11 protein-coding genes are annotated in these 17,504 nt (G+C 45.5%); 4 read left to right on the top strand and 7 right to left on the bottom strand.

Going from position 1 to position 17,504, the window contains the following annotated elements:
- The first annotated feature begins 157 nt into the window (after positions 1–157).
- From L3C95_RS07090 to L3C95_RS07075, 4 genes are all read left to right on the top strand, one after another.
- On the top strand, positions 158–685 hold the full coding sequence (locus L3C95_RS07090) for an RNA polymerase sigma factor (protein WP_236386142.1): 528 nt from the start codon (positions 158–160) through the stop codon (positions 683–685).
- A gap of 1 nt (position 686) precedes the next feature.
- Complete coding sequence (locus L3C95_RS07085; RefSeq protein WP_236386140.1) at positions 687–2,378, top strand: hypothetical protein; 1,692 nt, start codon at positions 687–689, stop codon at positions 2,376–2,378.
- A 96-nt stretch (positions 2,379–2,474) separates the two neighbouring features.
- Positions 2,475–3,698: an AAA-like domain-containing protein gene (locus L3C95_RS07080; protein WP_236386138.1), complete on the top strand. Its 1,224-nt coding sequence runs from the start codon at positions 2,475–2,477 to the stop codon at positions 3,696–3,698.
- Positions 3,652–5,160, top strand: a complete 1,509-nt coding sequence (locus tag L3C95_RS07075; protein ID WP_236386136.1) for an AAA family ATPase — start codon at positions 3,652–3,654, stop codon at positions 5,158–5,160. Before L3C95_RS07080 ends, L3C95_RS07075 begins: the two co-directional genes overlap by 47 nt.
- Before the next feature lie 33 nt (positions 5,161–5,193).
- Here the strand turns inward: L3C95_RS07075 and L3C95_RS07070 are convergent, their stop codons facing one another.
- The 7 genes from L3C95_RS07070 to L3C95_RS07040 all read right to left on the bottom strand — a co-directional run bounded on the left by L3C95_RS07070 (position 5,194) and on the right by L3C95_RS07040 (position 17,501).
- On the bottom strand, positions 5,194–7,806 hold the full coding sequence (locus L3C95_RS07070; RefSeq protein ID WP_236386134.1) for a TonB-dependent receptor: 2,613 nt from the start codon (positions 7,804–7,806) through the stop codon (positions 5,194–5,196).
- Positions 7,807–8,077: 271 nt separating this feature from the next.
- On the bottom strand, positions 8,078–8,659 hold the full coding sequence (locus tag L3C95_RS07065; protein WP_236386132.1) for an RNA polymerase sigma factor: 582 nt from the start codon (positions 8,657–8,659) through the stop codon (positions 8,078–8,080).
- Between the two features lie 109 nt (positions 8,660–8,768).
- The gene (locus tag L3C95_RS07060) at positions 8,769–9,326 is read right to left on the bottom strand and encodes a hypothetical protein (protein ID WP_236386131.1); all 558 of its coding nucleotides are present in this window, start codon (positions 9,324–9,326) and stop codon (positions 8,769–8,771) included.
- Positions 9,327–9,401: 75 nt separating this feature from the next.
- Positions 9,402–10,433: a type IX secretion system membrane protein PorP/SprF gene (locus L3C95_RS07055; protein ID WP_236386129.1), complete on the bottom strand. Its 1,032-nt coding sequence runs from the start codon at positions 10,431–10,433 to the stop codon at positions 9,402–9,404.
- Positions 10,434–10,470: 37 nt separating this feature from the next.
- Entirely contained in the window at positions 10,471–12,255 is a 1,785-nt protein-coding gene (locus L3C95_RS07050) for an OmpA family protein (protein WP_236386126.1), read from the bottom strand.
- 38 nt (positions 12,256–12,293) lie between these two features.
- Positions 12,294–13,301 carry a PorP/SprF family type IX secretion system membrane protein gene (locus L3C95_RS07045; RefSeq protein ID WP_236386125.1) on the bottom strand — a complete coding sequence of 336 codons (1,008 nt, stop codon included), beginning with the start codon at positions 13,299–13,301 and terminating at the stop codon, positions 12,294–12,296.
- A gap of 24 nt (positions 13,302–13,325) precedes the next feature.
- The gene (locus tag L3C95_RS07040) at positions 13,326–17,501 is read right to left on the bottom strand and encodes a PKD domain-containing protein (RefSeq protein ID WP_236386122.1); all 4,176 of its coding nucleotides are present in this window, start codon (positions 17,499–17,501) and stop codon (positions 13,326–13,328) included.
- Positions 17,502–17,504 lie beyond the last annotated feature (3 nt).

The following is a 17,504-nucleotide window of genomic DNA, read 5'->3' as shown; positions in this document are numbered from 1 at the left end:
CCACAATTGCTACTGTAGCGGAGCAGGCTATATTTGTACTTTTACCGGAGATGCTCATAAGGGGAGCTATCCGGTAAAAGTCATTTTTAACAGCCACCTTCGCAATGCAGGCATAGCACGAGCATAAATTATTGTATACCTATCGGAACAATTTCATTTGGAAGATATTCAGGAATTGATCAAACAGTGCGTAGCGAACGACCGCTTAGGTCAGGAGAAACTTTATAAAAAGTTTTATCCTGCGCTATTCCTGTTATGCCGGAAATTCTTCCCGGAGCAGGCAGACGCACTGGAAGTGCTGAACGATGGTATGCTAAAGGTTTTTAAAAATATAGGACTATTTAAGGACGACAAGGGACAATTCTTCAACTGGGTATATACAATAGTGCGTAATACTGCGCTGGACAAGCTAAAGACCGCTAAATGGACAGAACATGTAGGTGTAGAGGGCATCGATGTTTCGCATAGTGATAATCCACTTTCTGCTATGGAGTCGGGAGATATCTATAAACTGCTGGATGTCTTACCGCCAGCTACCAGAGCTATATGCATTCTATTCTACCTCGAAGGATTTTCTATTAATGAGATATGTGCAAGATTACAATTGAGTCAGGGTACCGTAAAATGGCACCTGAGTGAGACAAGAAACAAATTAAAGCCGGTATTATTAAAGTATTATTCTTAAAATGGCTGAGCAACATCCGGGTAATAAAAACTTCAACAAAGAGGAATTACCAATTCCTATACCGCCTGCCGATCAGGCGTGGCAGTCCATGCGACAAAAGCTGGACGCCGAATTGCCTGTGGATGGGAATTTGCCAGCCCATACCCATGTACGCTACCTGTGGATAAAAGGCGTATTTGTGATAGCTGCTGTAGCGGCAGCCGGTGTACTCTTGTGGTATTACATGCGTAAACAAAATACGGGGTTAGCTGCTGCGGATAATGCTAATCATGATACCAGCCTGGCTTATATACAACCAGTATCTCCGGCGTCCGACAGCCAGACACTGAGACTATCAAAAGAGAACGATACTGCTTTTCAACACGCTATATCTCCAACGATAAAGAGTGCATCAACGATAGTCAATGATGTTCCTGTAACTGCGTCTTCCCAGGCGGCAGCCGGTCTACATCCATCCGAAACACAACCCGTATTACAATCATCGGCAACACAGCGATCAAACGCATCTACGCCATTACTGTCATCATCAACTGCTGGCAAACTACAACCTACAGGTAGAAAAATCATTACGTTACGGTCATCATCCATTGCTAACAAACCACAACCTGTAGCTGGAAAAACTACTAGCCAACAAACAGCAGAGCAATTGGCAACAGGCGAGGAACCTTTAAAGCAGCTTACAAATAACGACCTTCCTCCTATCGAAAAAAAGTCTACCGCTAAGCAACAGACTACCGGCAAACGGCCTTTCAAACAGCCTGTTGCCGGCAAATATCCCCTTACCGAACCAAAGAATTTAGCCAGGCAGGATGCAACAGACAAACAGCTGTCAAAGCCATCTGCATCTGACGGAAAACATTACGGGGGAACAACGCGTACGCCTGTCGCTGAGCCACTGGTAGCACAGAAACAACAGTTGTCAGCCAGTGCTCAGACCAATACAGACAAACACGCAGTGAGGGAAATGGAAGACCATCCCTCACTGCAATTATCATTTATACACGCTCCTGTTGCAGGGTATAAAACCAGCTTACAACATAAAGCAGATCCGCTTGTATTACGTCGCTCAGGCGATCAGCATGCAGAAAAACCCTGGGCTTTATATGCCCAATTGAATGTAGCGCTACCATTCTATGATAGCAGTTTCTATTTCCTGGGACCTAACGGAAAAAAACAATTCTACCGGCGCCTGATCCCTACTGTGAGAATTGAAAGGAGGCTATGGAAAGGCGCGTTGTCTTTGGATGTACAACCTTCAGTCAGCGCTGTTCCTAAATCCAATATACAAACGGACGTTGGCACCACATGGACGCCCTTTGATACCACCAGCTCTTTACTAAAGCAATTTGGTTGGGGACTAGCCTTGCAATACCAGATCCGCGTCCATTCCAGGTGGCAGATAGGTGCGGGTATACAGGCCAATTTCATGCAAAAGGCACTTATGCGGCTGACGGTTATGGACTCTACCATGAGAATCGTAAAAGATGGCATTTTTCCCGCCTCTGCGGCGGATAAACAAGATTTGTCAAGACTTCATATCAATGGCGTGGTGGAACTCGACTATATGGCTGGTAAATGGCAATTTGGGCTGCGCACCCTGGTGCCGGTTACACGGATAAGTAAAACAAAGGATATTTCAGCCAGGCCGGTAAATGTGGAAGTAGTGTTTAGGAGAAGGTTGTGGGCAAAGTAAAATGAGTTACCTCAAATTTATATATGCCAATAATTTTATTGGCAGAAATTTTGCCAATAAAATTATTGGCATATATTTGAAGAAACACGTTTGACAATGAATTGGTTATCCCCAAATACCATCACAGGAGACGCAGCTACTGCGGGACGATATTTTAGAAGAGAGAGAATTAACGAAGAATTCTGGCGCGAAATAAAAAAAGGTAATCACATACTTTTTGTGGCTCCCAGAAGGGTGGGTAAAACATCCATTATGATGGATCTTGCGGAAAACTGCACTGATCAGTATGTATGCATTTACCAAAATATCGAAGGGGTTACATCAAGAAGTGAATTTTATCAACGTTTATTTACGCTGGTCATACAATGCCTTAACAGAAGCCGTGTTCAATCTGTTAAGTCCTATTTACAATCATGTTTTAAGAAGTATGCTATCGAAGAGATTACCACTTCAGGCCTCAAACTTAAAACCTCAGAATTAAACTACGAACTGGAGTTACAGAATCTTATTCTTTCTCTTGAAGAAACAAAAGTACATACAATTCTATTTCTGGATGAATTTGCAGAAGTTATCAGCAGGATGAGCAAGTCAGATCAGAAAGAAGACGCAATAGCAATACTACATACACTCAGAGAGATCCGTAGCTATAAAAAATTTAAGAACTTCTCTATTGTCTACGCAGGATCAGTAGGATTGGAATTTGTAATCAGGAACATTGACAGACCTAAACTCATCAACGACCTCCATCCCATACAAACAGATGCACTCACTAATCACGAAACAAGACAGTTTATCCAACAGTTAACTAAAGACGCCACTATAAGTTTATCTGAACCAGCCATAGCGTACTTAATAAAAGTAGTGGAACATACATTACCTTACTACATCCAACTGATGTTGGAAGAGATTGATCATCTGGCCAGACAGCAGAATAAACCGGAAATATCTACGTCAGATATCGATAATGCGTTTGAAAATGTACTTAAGAAAAACAAGAATTTTGAAGACTGGTTGGAACGACTGAAAGACTACCAATCGGTAAATTTTAAATTTGTTAATGAAATATTAAAACATGCGGCACATAGGGAACAAATAACGATTCGGGAAATCTATGACATTGCCTGCCATGACAGTTATAAAAGGCAGGATGACTATATGGATTTTATAGATCAATTGACAAACGACGGATATTTAATTGAATCCCCCAGACATGTTTATAAGTTCATTTCCCCTTTCCTCAAAAGATTCTGGCTGAGAAAATACCCCGTTTATTATGAACAATTCAATTTATCAACGACATCTCTTTTATCAATCGGCTAACGCGGATGAGGAAACCATCAAGGCGAACTTTCTTATCCGTCTGTCCGAATATGATATTATTATCCAGGACATTATGAGAAATCCCATGAAGGGATCTGTTCAGCATTATTTGCTAATTGGACGTAGGGGCAGTGGCAAATCAACGCTACTAAAAAGGATACAGATTGAGATAGGCTCCAATCCAGCGCTAAAAGACAAATATATCCCCATCAATCTTGCTGAGGAACAGGCAAATATTTATAGGTTATATGACCTTTTGGAAGAGATCATTGGGGAACTGGAGCAGCATGGAATAACTCAAACTCCATTTGAATGGAATGACGATATACACATCTACACAAGGAAATTATTCGATCATTTGCAGCAAAAAATCACTCAATCAGGAAAGAAAATCATCCTGCTATTGGATAATATAGATCGTATCTTTGAAAATATTGAGGATGAAGCCAGCATACTAAGAGAATATCTTCTTAATTATGATAATATTCGGATTATTGGGGGCAGCACAAGAATGACTGAACATTTCTGCAAGTACAATAAACCATTCTACCAGTTTTTTCGCGTACTGGAATTGCGAGCATTAACAACCAAGGAAGTAAAAACTCTATTGCTTAGCTGGAGTGATCAGTTTGACATTCCACAACTTAGAGCTTTTGTAGAAACACGCCCCGGGCAACTGGAGACAATCCGTCTACTTACAGACGGATTGCCAAGAACGCTACAATTTTTTGTAAATATCCTGCTTACTAATGCTCAGGATACGGGGTATGAATACTTACATCATGTGATGGACAATGTTACCCCATTATATCAGGAAAGATTAAATTCATTACCCCCTTCCCAAAGAAAAATTGTGCTTCAATTAGCCTTTGTCTGGGAGGCCGTGGGTACAGGAAAACTGGCAGAAGTGACTAAAATGAATAATAATGCGCTCTCTGCACAGTTGAAGCAGTTAAGTGATAAAGGAATCGTAGAAAAGGTAGAGACTGGAAATAAGAATCATTTATATAGATTGGTAGAACGGTTCTTCAATCTCTGGTTAATTTTCACACAGGGAGGTCCATTGGAAAAAAGGAAGGCCAAATATCTGACTATTTTCCTTGAGGATTTCTATGCCATCGAAAAAATGCAGTTGCTAACTGGAAAACATCAACCAATTATTAACAAAATATCGTCGGGGCAATTTGAAAATCTCCACGAAACAGTACACGCTTTTGTGAAGAATGACCCTATCCAATCACGGCATTTATTACGACAGCTATTGCTACATGGCCAATTTAATCTTGTCTATCAGATATTCCATTCTCCCGAAATGGCAAATACATTACGTGAATTATTTGCGCCTATTTATTATGCCTGTCTCATATTAACGCAGACCAAGGAAAATATCCACTTAAAAATTCCACCAGAAATTACATCGACGGTTAATGTTATTCTTCAGGAGATAAAAGAAAAAAAGTAATATAACTGCCAAACAATGATAATTTAAGCCTTCCTACTTCCCCTTCAACAACCTCATATCCACCTGCAAAGTGGCCATAAAGTACCGTCCTAACAATCTGTTTTGATTCTCCGTCACGGTATTGCCCGATATACTCTGCGACAATCTCGATGTCTCATCCAGCAGGTTGAATCCCTGCAGGCGGACCGTCAGCTTTCTTTTAAAGAGCATCTTCTCTAAAGTAGCGTTTATCATCAGCGGATTAGCTGACAGCGCTCCGCTGTAGCCACTGTTCAACTGTTTATTAATATCAGCTCCCAGGCTGAATGTTTTCAGGAAATACACCTTGCCGTTCAGGTTGAAATTCCAGGTATGGATATTGGTGATATTATTCTGCTGCAGTATGTATACGTTCCGGTTGTAAGTATAAGCCACCCCACCCGTGAGCTCTGCTAATTCCCGCAGCATGTTGGCCCTGAGAGATTGCGTCATCATCAGGTTCTGGCCCGTTTTACGGACGTTGTCCATGTACAGGATATTATTGTTGTAAGAACTGTTTCCGTCCAGGAAGAGGTTGTATTTCCCATCAGCGAGGCGGTAAGACCATCCGTAGATGAAGCGGAAGTTATAATCACCACCAGTATTCAGGAAACGGGTTTCCTGTTTAACAGTATTAAAACTGTCTTTCACCAGAGAGACATTCGTCACCACCTTATCTTGCGTATAGTTACCCGACAGGTGAATGAATAAAGTATTCATTCCCGCATTACGATAATTGAAGAATAGAGAATGTGCAAATGAAGGACGCAGATCAGGGTTACCGATAATGGGAAACTGTGCATTGGTCAGATCAGGCACCGGTTGCAATTGCTGATAGGTCGGAAAGATCACATTGCCGGCGTAAGAAAGGCTCATCATGGCCTGCTTAGGCAGCTTGTACTGAATACGGAAAACAGGCACCAGCTTATTACTGCTCACCACCGCTTTGTTCGCCCCTCCCGCCATGCTGCTGGTCAGACTGGCCGGCTGTAAGCGCACACCGAAGTTGTAATCCCATTTGTTCTTTACCCTGCGGAAGTTCAACTCTATCTGGTGTTGCACCATCGTGTAAATGTAACGATTGCTGAGCGAGTCAATAAAATCGATCTTACCGTCAGGATTGACCCAACGGGTTTCCTGCCCGTTATCAGTATGGTTGTAATTGATCGAATAGCGGAATTCAAGACTGTTAGCAGAGTCGAGTGGCTCTATATAAGACAACTGGCCATTGCCGGTGAAAGTATTGTTCTTCTTATCAAGCAGCTGGTGTAATAAAGAATCCTTTGCAATCGTGCTGTCGGGATTATAGTAACGCAGGCTGTCGGTACCGTCCTGCAGATTATCGTTCTTCGTGGTATTGACATAGAGCCCGAGGGAAACGACCCTTCCCAGTCCCTTGAAGCGATGAGAAGCAAATAAACCCGCCAGGAACACGGGCGTATTGTTGGTGTTCAGACTGTTGGAAATCTGATCCTTACGCTGCAAGCCGCTTTGTATAGCACTGTTCATACTGCTGTTGAACGATTTGTTGCCGCTATAGTTCAGGTTGAAATTGACCATATCCCCCTCTTTCGGCTTGTACTCCGTGCCTATATTGATATTATAATTATCATTACGGCTGCTGTTATTGCTGGTATTAATGCTTGACAGCGTGCCATCGTCAGTCACCGTTTGTGAAGTGCTGAGCGACTCTATCTCACTGGTGGTGCGTCCGCCAATAATGCCCACATTCATTGAAAATTTCTCGGAGTAATTACCCCGGTAGTTAATGTTACCGGTAGAGGTGATAGTATTGCCCACCTGTGCAGAAATGTTGTTGGTATTACCGTTAATAGAGAGCTGCTGTTTTTCACTGAAATAATTCGCCAGTAAGGCAGCATTATACCGGCCATCATTGCCTATACCACCCAATGCCTGCCCCTGGTATACCTTTTCAAGATCGGCCTTCGTCTGGATATTGATGATCTTTTCCGGCTCTCCTACCTTGCGGCCGGTGGCACGCGCCAGATCGCCATAGTCATCTATGAGTTGTACTTTATCAATGAGGTCTGCCGGCAGCAGACGTGTGAGGGTTTTGATATCAGTGATCATGAAGTCTTTCCCGTTGATCCGCACCTTGGTGATCGTTTTGCCCATGGTCTTTACGTTTCCCTCCATATCCACCTGCATACCGGGCAATCGTTTTAAGAGATCCTCCGCTACTGCATTTTCGCGTAAACGGTATTGGTCAGCGCGGTACTCGATAGTGTCCTCCTTAATGACAACAGGCGGCACTGCGCCTTTTACCACCACTTCCTTCAATGTACTTGTCTTAATAGACAGTTTGATAAGCGGCAGATCTATCTCAGTACCTGCTTCTTTATATGAGAATTCACGGTACCATGTATCGTATCCGATCACAGTCACGCGGATAGTAAATACCGGTTGCGGTACATTCCTGAAAATGAATTTACCGGCATCATTAGCGATAGTATGCATTGTATCACGGCCTGCTATCAGCCATACATTAGCCCCGATCATTTCCTGACCGGTTGTATCCCTGACAGTGCCTGATACGTTATATCCAGTCTGTGCCAACAGGGTATGCAGACAGCAAAGGAAACAAATGAGCAGGAAAATCCTCTTCATACAAAAAAACTGGGCTTCATTTCAGACCTGTAATAATATGGGGATACTGTTGATTACGGGTTAACTATATAACTTGGCTAACTTGGCTAAAACTATTATAAATTAATCATGATTCCGGGGCTTCCTGTAAATGCAAAAGTATCCCAAAAGCAATAAGTAATTGCCTGTTCAATTTAGTCTTTTTTAGGGAGATGGCCAGTAAAAAAATGGCCGGACTGCATCATGTCTGCGGTATGGGGATAAAACCGGTAAAAAGCTCCGGGAGGAGCTTTTACACAGCTTCAGGTGTTTGTTCTCTTTCCATCATTTTACGCATATTCATAACAGCGTAACGCACCCTTCCCAATGCGGTATTAATACCTACATTGACGATCTGTGCGATCTCTTTAAAAGAGAGGTCGGCATAATACCGTAAGATCAGCGCTTCACGCTGTGCTTCCGGCAGGCGGTCGATCAATACTTGTACGGAAGCATGGGTTTCCCGCGTAATGATGCGGTGCTCCTGGCTATCCACGTGTCTATAATCGCTGTGGGCTAACTCATCCCTGTAGATGAGGACAAAAGCAGCCGTCTTTTTACGAAAATGGCTGATGCAGCAGTTATGCGCTATCCTGACAGCCCAGGCTATAAAGCGGCTGTTGTCCAGGTAATGGCCTTCGTTGAAGGCGTTGATGATCTTGATGAATACATCCTGGAATATATCTTCCGCCAGGCATCGGTCTTTTACCAACAGCATGATAGTTGTAAAGATCCTGTTCTTATGGCGATGTACCAGCACCGTAAAAGCACGGTCGTCGCCGGATCTGTACAGTTTTATGAGCTCTTCATCTGTCAGGTCACAATATCTTTTCATGTCATTATTTTTTTAAAAACACCGGGCAATAAAGAAGTTTGAAAAATCGGCCGCCCTGGATAAAGCAGCCATCTTACATGTGGTTTTGATGGAGATGGTCATTAGTAAACTAGTTCTTAATGCCAAGAAGTGCCTGCACTTCAGCATACTTGGTCCAGTCGATGCTCCTGCCACGCGCAGCAACATTACCCGGAACAATTACATATCTTACCTGGAATCTCTTGTTACCGTTGTTATCTGTCTGTGTGCTTACATTAAAGTTGCTGAACAACAGTAAACCGCCTTCTGTCAATACTTCCCTGATATACAGGTCGCCCTCTACATAAGGTACAGACGAAATGTTTGGCTGAGCAGCCGTATACAGGTTGAAATAAACTTTTACAAAACCTGTGCTCAGCAGCTCTGCATCAATGGCTTCTACGTCCACACCCCATACGTATTCGCCTGAAGCTGTATCCAGCGCAAATTGTGTATCCAACCACTCTGAATAAGTAATGTTAACGGATCCCGGATCCCCCTGGTCCCCCTTATCTCCTTTATCGCCTTTTGGACCGTTTGCACCCGCCGGACCTGCAGGACCAGCAGCGCCATCCTTTCCACAGGAAGCAATACCGATCATCAGTGAGAACATACATGCGACAAAGAAGTAGCTGGAAATTCGTTTCATAAGTAAATTGTTTGTTTGTGTTTAGTGAAGATGTTTTTGTTAAAAATTTATAATTGTGTCATTCCATCCCTATGATTAAAAATTGTTTCTCGGACAGAGATCGCCGTAACGGTTGCCCAGCAGGAAACCGATCAGCACTTCGTGCGTGCCTTTGCTGACCGTATTTAACGATGATGTAGTGTAGTCATAGGAATAACCAATATTCACCGTTGAACTGATATTCACACCCAGCATAGCGGCAAAGCCGTCTTTGATGCGATAGGAAGCTCCCCACCAGAAGCGGTCCCTGTACAGGAACTTCGCATTCACATCATAGCTTACCGGTGCTGCAGTGATCAGCCTTACCATCACCGAAGGCAACACACTCACGTCATCCGTCATCCAGAGCCTGTAACCTCCCGAAAAGAACAGGTGCGGCACCAGCTTTCCCCTGTATAGAGAATCACCCACTACTTTACCATTATCATAGGCTATTTCCTGGGGAACGATGTTCTGGACGGCCGCACCCATATAGAAGTCAGCACCGTACAATAAGAGGCCCGCATTCACTTCCGGCCGCCACTTGTTAAGCAGCTCGCTGGAAGCTACCACGGGATCGCCAGGCTGCTGAAACTGCAGCTTGGCAGCGTCTACTGACACGGATTGCATGCCTATGGAGATACCACCACTTACATTCAGCCGCGATGACAGCGGAATGTGATGCGCATATGTAGCACTAATCGAGAATCTGTTCAATGGGCCGGTCCTGTCGTTCAGAATGGTCACTCCCATCCCTGCATGGGAAGGCGGTGTGGTATACTCCTGCCAGTATGCCCTGCCCCTGGGGTTTTCGCCAGGAGGCGTCAGACCAGTCACACTGGCCTGTGGGTAATCACTTTTGCGAAGAGGACCATGAACGGTTAAGTAAGTCGTAACCGGTGCACCATTCAGACCGGTCCACTGGTGCCGGTGACTTGCCTTTACATCCCAGTAGTTTTCAATACCTGCTATAGCAGGATTGATGATGAATGGATTCAGGATGTACTGCGTATAATGCGGCTGTTGCTGTGCATAGATCCCCTGCGACAACAACGTCAGCAGCAGCAACAACAATGGTTTTCTTTTCATAAGCTTTTGTTTTTTAAGTGGTGTGCGGATAGCTTATTTATCTGCCGCTGATGATCCTGAACTCCGTTCTGCGGTTACGCGCACGGCCTTCTGGATTGTCAGATCCGTCAGGATTTGTATTAGGCGCTATCGGACGTGTAGCGGCATATCCTTTTGACTGCAGACGACTGGATTCAATGCCCTGACCTACGAGGTAATCTACACAGCTCTTCGCCCTGGCTTCAGATAGTTTTTCATTCAACTCATTGGAACCTTTGCTGTCTGTATGTGCACTCAGTTCGATCACGATAGCAGGATACTTTTTCAACATCGCCACCAGCCTGTCCAATGACGGGAAAGACGCGGGCTGCAGATAAGACATATTGAAGTCATAGTAAATATTCTCCAGTACAATAGGTCCGTCTGTTGTTGGCGGTTCCAGCGCAATCACCGTTGGCTCCGGTTTTGGTGCTGGCGGTGGCGGTGGTGGTGGTGGCACTACTTTCTGTAAGGAGAAGAGCTCCAGACAACAGGCGGCCGCACGGTCGGACGATAACCAGACATTCTCCAGGATATTCTCTTTACTACCTTTGCTGATGAAATACATATCATCTTTTACAGAGTTCACAGGATAACCGAAGTTCACCGGTGTACTCCAGGCACCCGCAGAATCCTTCGCATAGAAGAAGTCAAAGCCCCCCATACCTACCCTGCCATCCGTAGAAAATATCAGCAGATTGGAAGCTGCATGTACATAAGGCGCTTCTTCGTTCCAGGCAGTGTTGATCACCGGACCAAGGTTCTTTGTAAAGAAAGGTGTTCCTTCGCCATTCAGTTCTGCTTCCCACAGGTCAAAACCGCCAACACCACCTGGTCTGTCGCTGGCATAGATAAGACGTTTACCATCCGGCGTTACAAACGGCTGCTGTGCACTGTAACCAGGTACATTCAGCACCGTATCCAGCAATGCTGGTTCACTCCAGGTATCACCGCTCTTTTTGCTGCTATAGATCGCTGCGCTCTTCTTACCCTGTTTCACCGTCCAGCGTGTCATAAAGAGCGTATTACCATCCGGGCTCAATGCAATTACTCCCTGGTCAACATCCTTTGGTTGTGCAATGGCCAGCAGGCTAACCGTATCCGGTTGTCCGGACGCATAATTGGCGCTGTACAGACGGTTTACGAAAGCATGTCCTTTAGCACCTTTATCGGGCCTCGTGGAGGTAAATACCAGTACACTGTCTTTAAACCATACCGGGGCATAGTTGGCACCGATGGGATTGATCACTTCAGGCGCTTTCTCCACCTTATACATATTCAGATCAGGCTTGCCCATCTCTGCGATGATGAAGCGGAGGTTCTGCAATTCGCGTTGTGCTGTTTCGCGGTAAGTATCCTGCAGTGTATATGATTCCAGGAAATAAGTAAATGCTTTTTCAGCCAGTTCATGTCTTCCCAGCGCACGCAGGGCTACTGCATAATGATAAGGCGCCAGCGGGAAGGCTGCTTTATCAAACTCCATTGCTTCTGCATACCAGGGCACTGCCTTGCTGTAATCATGCAGCAAGCGGTAGCTTTCTGCCAGTTTATAGATAGCCTGTTGCTCGGTGCTTACTGTGGCCAGCGATTTCTTTGCAGAAGGCTGCGTGTTATAAGGCCGGTATGCAGCGTCACTTACAATCTTCCTGGCACCTGCCAGGTACTTCTCATAATACGGCGCTGCAGAACTATACTCTGCATTCTTGTAATAATAGTCAGCAGACCGCAGGTAGTTATAAGCAACCTGTCCTTTGCTTATGGTAACCGCTGAAAACAATACTGCTGTAAGAAAGATATGTTTCATGTTTTTCTTTTGATACGTTTGATGGATGAAGGTTCAGGTTAGAGACGCGGACAAACAAACTCCACTTCCTGTGAACGGAAAAGCTTTCTGCCGATGAAGGTGAGCGACAGTTCAAAACTGTTGGAACCCCTGGCCATCTTGCTCAGCTCAGATGTATTGATGTCATAACTTACACCAAGCGTAAAGTTCTTGTAGGTAAAACCTGCATGTGTAGATACTGCATCTTTGAACCTGTAATTCACACCCAGCAATACATCTGTCATAGGATTTACAAACAGCTGCCCGTAAGCACCGGCCATCTTCTCTTCTGCATTGCCCTGTCTCAGGTACAGCAGGTTAGGCGTTACGCTGATCACATCTGTAATAGCAAGCTTCACACCTGCATGGCCTGTAAAGCGCATTGGGAAACGGGCATCACCGTTCTTGCTGAACTGGTCTGTAGGACGTGTAAGATGTGATACAGAGAAACCACCAAAGAGGTTATACTTCTTTCCTGGCTCCGCATCGTAATACAATACACCGGCGCCTGCATCAAATGAGGTAGAGGATGTTCTGCTGAAGGCATCACCGCTGGGTGTACCGGGATTGTAACCGGTGATAGGATTCCACTGATCACCGAAGGTGAGCTTGGAAGCGTCGAACTTACGCTGGATCATGCCGAACTGTAAACCGAACACGACCCTGTGTGTACCCGCTGCACCCAAACGTACACCGGTATAAGAAGCACTTCCATAGGCGGTGGTATAGTTGTAACCACCATCGCCGGCCTTCTGGTTCAGTACACTGGCGCCGAAATTGAACTGCTTGTTCGTGGTGAAATCAGCAGCTACACCGTAGGTTGAGAACGGATCGCTGATGTTCCCCCATTGATTACGATAGATGGCTGAGATACGATATTGGCCATCAAATGCACCGGTCAGCGCCGGGTTAAGCCATGCCGGATACACATAATACTGGGAAAAATGCGGATCGGTCTGCGCTGTTGCTGTATTCCCTGTGAAGATCAGAAAGGGCAATACCAGGATGATAGATAGTATATTTCTCATTTTGGTCGATATTTTTAGCGGTTGTTAAAGTAAAATGACTACGTACCCGGTTAGTGGTGCAAATCCATTCTTTAGTTTTATGATATAGTAGTAAGTAGCCTGTGGCAACAGATGGCCTTTATAAGTACCATCCCATGGCGTTTTATAACCTTCTGAATAGTACACACGCTGTCCGTAACGGTTGAATACCTCCACCGTACAATCTGCATATTCCGACAGGTTAGTCAGCTCCCAGCGATCATTTATCTGGTCGCCGTTCGGAGAAAATGCATTAGGCACTTTTACGGGTTTGAATACTTTCACTGACAGTTCATCTACGGCGGTACAACTTCCCTCTCCTATTGCCGTCAGTGTATATACCTGGTCTTCCATCGCCTGCAGGGTTGGTCGCAGCGCAGTAGGATCAGACAGACCATCTGGCGGTGTCCAGCGGAATTTAAGTACCGTAGAATCATTGGCAGTGGCGTTAAATGTTACCAGCGTGCCCTGTGGTACGATGAAGGATTGTCCTGCATCTATCACCGGCTGCAGGTATACTACCACATTACTGGTGAACGGTTCAGATACGCAACCCGCACCATTGGCCACTACCAGCTGTACGGGGTAGTCACCTGGCTGACTGTAACGCTTCACGGGGTTTTGTTCTGTCGCTCCACTTCCATCGCCGAAGGTCCATGCCCATGAAACGATATCGTCATTGTCGTCTACGCTTCTGTCTGTGAAGATATTGTCAGCTCCCTGACACAGTGTATCCGGTGCAACGGTGAAGTCGGCCTGTGGCTGCGTAAAGAAGGCATCCAGCACCTTTTCTTTCGTCGAAGTACAACCATGTATTGAAGTGGTGGTCAATGAGACGGTGTATGAACCTGCCGTGCGATAATTGTAAACCGGAGATGCCATGGTAGATACGCCACCGTCGCCGAAGGCCCATTGATAGGTCAGACCAGCATTGTCAGGTATGGTAGACATATTCGTGAATCGCGCAGTACCTTCAGGCATACAGATGCTGGTTGGTAAGCCAAAGTCCGTAACCGGTATAGCATGCACTGCGATCGTCTTTGAAGCGGTATCACTGATACAGCCGTTGTTACTTACTGTTACCAGTTTCACATCGTATGTATCCCAGGCAGTGTAGGTCCTGTTGAAAGGAATATTATCTGTACGTGTTTCGTTAGTACCATCTCCAAAGAACCATTTCCAGTTAGTGATGGTACCCGTAGCAACGGTCGACTGGTCTGCGAAATTCACTGCTTCTCCAAGACAGATATCCTCGTTGGCTGCGAATGCAGGTTGTGGCTTCGGATGCACAGTAATAGTAGCAGAGATGGAATCGGTACAACCAGCCTGTGTGGTGAACACATACCAAACCGTGTGCGTACCTGCCCCTGCGGTCAGCGGATTAAATACACCAGTGGAAGACACACCCGGGCCTTTATAAGTACCGGTACCTGTCACGCCGTTCGTTACGCTTCCTTTTGCTACCGATATCACCCGCTTATCGTTCACACACACTGCAGGCAGTGCTGCGAATACCAGACGGGGCTTCAGGTTGAATGTTGCAGACACCGTCGTGTCTTTTGTACAGCCCTGAGCAGTGGTAACAGTATATTTAATATTATAAGTGCCGAAGCTTGTATAGTTGTGTTGTGGATTGGCTACAGCAGATGTGTTGGGATTCTGTGGCGTCGCATTGGCATCGCCGAAGTTCCACGCATAAGTGCTGATAGCCTGTCCGTCGGGTACAGTCGTTGTGCTATTGAACTGTACAAGACCATCTACTTCCAGGCAGTTCTTCGGATAAGTAAAGCCCAATACCGGTTTCGCATTAACCTGTACCTGCTTCTTCACAGTATCACTCACACACAGCTCGCTCACCTTTACAACGTGCGACACTGTATAGGTGCCGTATTTCGAATAATGTGCTGTTTGCGCAGTTGCTTTATCCAGGGATGCAGTAGTATCATTTCCAAAGTTCCAGTACCAGTTCTTCATTGGAGCTGTACCACCATAGGTAGATTGATCCGTCAGGCTGATACCTCCACCCTCACAAATGGCGGCAGGTACAGTAGTAAAATCAGCTACTGGCTTCGCTGCCACTATCACCGGAATAATAGTATCTGCCAGGCAGCCTTCTTTAGAGATCACACTCAGCTGTATATTCTGTTGGCCTACCGGGAACCTGCGTTTCACCAATGCGCCGCTATCCTGTATCGCTCCGGGGAACACCCATTTCCAGCGGTCTATTTCGTACCCATTACCGCTGCTGTCGCCCTTGAAGTACACCGTATCCATGGTACAACCCGTGAAATCAATTTTAAAGGAGGCTGTTGGCTTACGCTTAACATCTACGGTGATCTTTACTTCTTCTTTATGATCACATTTTTCAATGCTGGGGTGTGTATTAGTAATGGGTATCTCGTAAGTACCAATTGTACTGAAGAGATACGTACCCGGTAAAGTGTATTTATAATAGGGTACGCCATTCACCAGTTCTTCTCCCGTAGGCTGAGGATTGGTTAATGTTACATCAGCATTGGGCGTGATCATGTTCCCCAGCTTGCTGATGTTCCACTGCATCTCCGTTGGCTTGTATGCCAGGAGTACCGACAGTTCCACAGGTGTTTGCGTACAGGTAAATTCGTTCTTATAAGAGGAGGTATCCTGTTCATTGTGAATAACACCTATTACATTCAGGTTATTAATGAGCGTACCTGCGTTGTAACCATAACTTTCCACAGAACCTAAACCATAGGTAACAGCCGTGAATGCAGAATCACTTTGTACAATGGCCTGCGCCTGACCAGCGTTCCATCTTTTTATAACCACTGAATAACCGGGTTTATTAGGATGGGGAATGGCAACGGTCCATGCGTTCTTCTGTCCATCGATCGTCAGTGTTTCTGTACCTTTTGTAGGAATGATCATGGTGAGATAGTTCACCCGGATGCTTTCCCTGTTGTTCCTGTAAAAACCTATTCTTTTAATGGATTGCTCAACGGGACTGAGGTATACCATTTCCGGGTCGCCATCACCCCCTGTATTGGGACAGGCGCCGGTGGAGGCCATATATTGGGCAACGAGAACAGGTTTGTCTGATTCTATATAATCGGGTGTATTACTTTCAAATTCGTAGTAGGAATTGCTCTTAAGACCGGTGAGCTGCACACCATTACGCTTCACGATCGTCGTAGGATCTTTCACCACCACCTTGTAAGGATTGGTCATAAAACTACCCGCCGTGTTATCGGTAGAAGTAGGCGCGGTGAGATAACGTTTTCCCCATGCCTGGGAAGGAAAGACCTGCTGGATGTTATTGTCGCCACTGGAACCGAAATTACCGGCACAGGCGAGCGTAGTACGGCTACTACCGGAGAATACCGCTATAGGGAAACAGGTATCATTTGCGTTGGCAATAGACTTTACCGTAGTACCTGTCATTTCGTGACCGGCACTGCCGCCTAAGGATGCACCTATCACCTGGTAGATCTCTCCCCTGTTCAATGTAACCGTGAAAGGCACACCAGGCAGTTTACCGTTACGGGTGGGTACAGAGGGTGTGATCTCTACCCGGGTATTGTTATCTTTCGCTACCACAAACATCCAGGAGAAGCAGTCAAAATCGTAGTCCTGCTGGCTGTTCAGCGATACATAATAATACCCCCATGTTTCTTCAGGCATCAGCATGGTAGCACCCGAAGATGCTGATCCGTAGATGTGTGCATACGCTACAATGGGTACATCACTTACAATGTGGATCCCTTTTTTGATAAAGAGCCCCTCTCCTCCTGTACCACCGAAAGTAGGCGGTACGGAATATAACCTCGCATCGAAGGTCCCTGTTTTGGGAATCTGGTCTGTAGCAATAACAGTGTTGGCAGGGATGCTGTAAGATCTTGTCCAGGTAGTGCCATCTATGGTTACCGTTACATTTGCGGGTTCTTCTGCACTGAGGTACAAGACCATTTCCTGAGAATTGCCCCTGTTGGGCTCCATAAACTGGTGATGGCCATATCCCACCCAGAAGCTTTTACCTCTGTTGGATAAGTTCTGACCATAGGTTTGCAAACAAGTCAGCAGGATGAACAATGTAGCTGTCAGGCTGCTGAGGAACAACTTCCTGCTGCCAGTGCCCCCGCCCGAAGGCGGAGAGCAATAGCAAGCAAAGAATTGTCTGGTTAAAAGCAATGTCCATTTCTCCATAAA

Origin of the sequence: Chitinophaga filiformis (genome assembly GCF_021646545.1) — a bacterium.
GTDB lineage: Bacteria > Bacteroidota > Bacteroidia > Chitinophagales > Chitinophagaceae > Chitinophaga > Chitinophaga filiformis_A.
Note: the sequence above shows the minus strand (reverse complement) of the source record. Positions and strands in the feature narration are given on the sequence as shown.

Bases quoted from the DNA above. Each gene is read 5' to 3' on its own strand.
- L3C95_RS07050 (WP_236386126.1), bottom strand. From the start codon at position 12,255: ATGAAACATATCTTTCTTACAGCAGTATTGTTTTCAGCGGTTACCATA.
- L3C95_RS07080 (WP_236386138.1), top strand. From the start codon at position 2,475: ATGAATTGGTTATCCCCAAATACCATCACAGGAGACGCAGCTACTGCG.
- L3C95_RS07060 (WP_236386131.1), bottom strand. From the start codon at position 9,326: ATGAAACGAATTTCCAGCTACTTCTTTGTCGCATGTATGTTCTCACTG.
- L3C95_RS07055 (WP_236386129.1), bottom strand. From the start codon at position 10,433: ATGAAAAGAAAACCATTGTTGTTGCTGCTGCTGACGTTGTTGTCGCAG.
- L3C95_RS07085 (WP_236386140.1), top strand. From the start codon at position 687: ATGGCTGAGCAACATCCGGGTAATAAAAACTTCAACAAAGAGGAATTA.
- L3C95_RS07065 (WP_236386132.1), bottom strand. From the start codon at position 8,659: ATGAAAAGATATTGTGACCTGACAGATGAAGAGCTCATAAAACTGTAC.
- L3C95_RS07070 (WP_236386134.1), bottom strand. From the start codon at position 7,806: ATGAAGAGGATTTTCCTGCTCATTTGTTTCCTTTGCTGTCTGCATACC.
- L3C95_RS07040 (WP_236386122.1), bottom strand. From the start codon at position 17,501: ATGGAGAAATGGACATTGCTTTTAACCAGACAATTCTTTGCTTGCTAT.
- L3C95_RS07075 (WP_236386136.1), top strand. From the start codon at position 3,652: ATGAACAATTCAATTTATCAACGACATCTCTTTTATCAATCGGCTAAC.
- L3C95_RS07045 (WP_236386125.1), bottom strand. From the start codon at position 13,301: ATGAGAAATATACTATCTATCATCCTGGTATTGCCCTTTCTGATCTTC.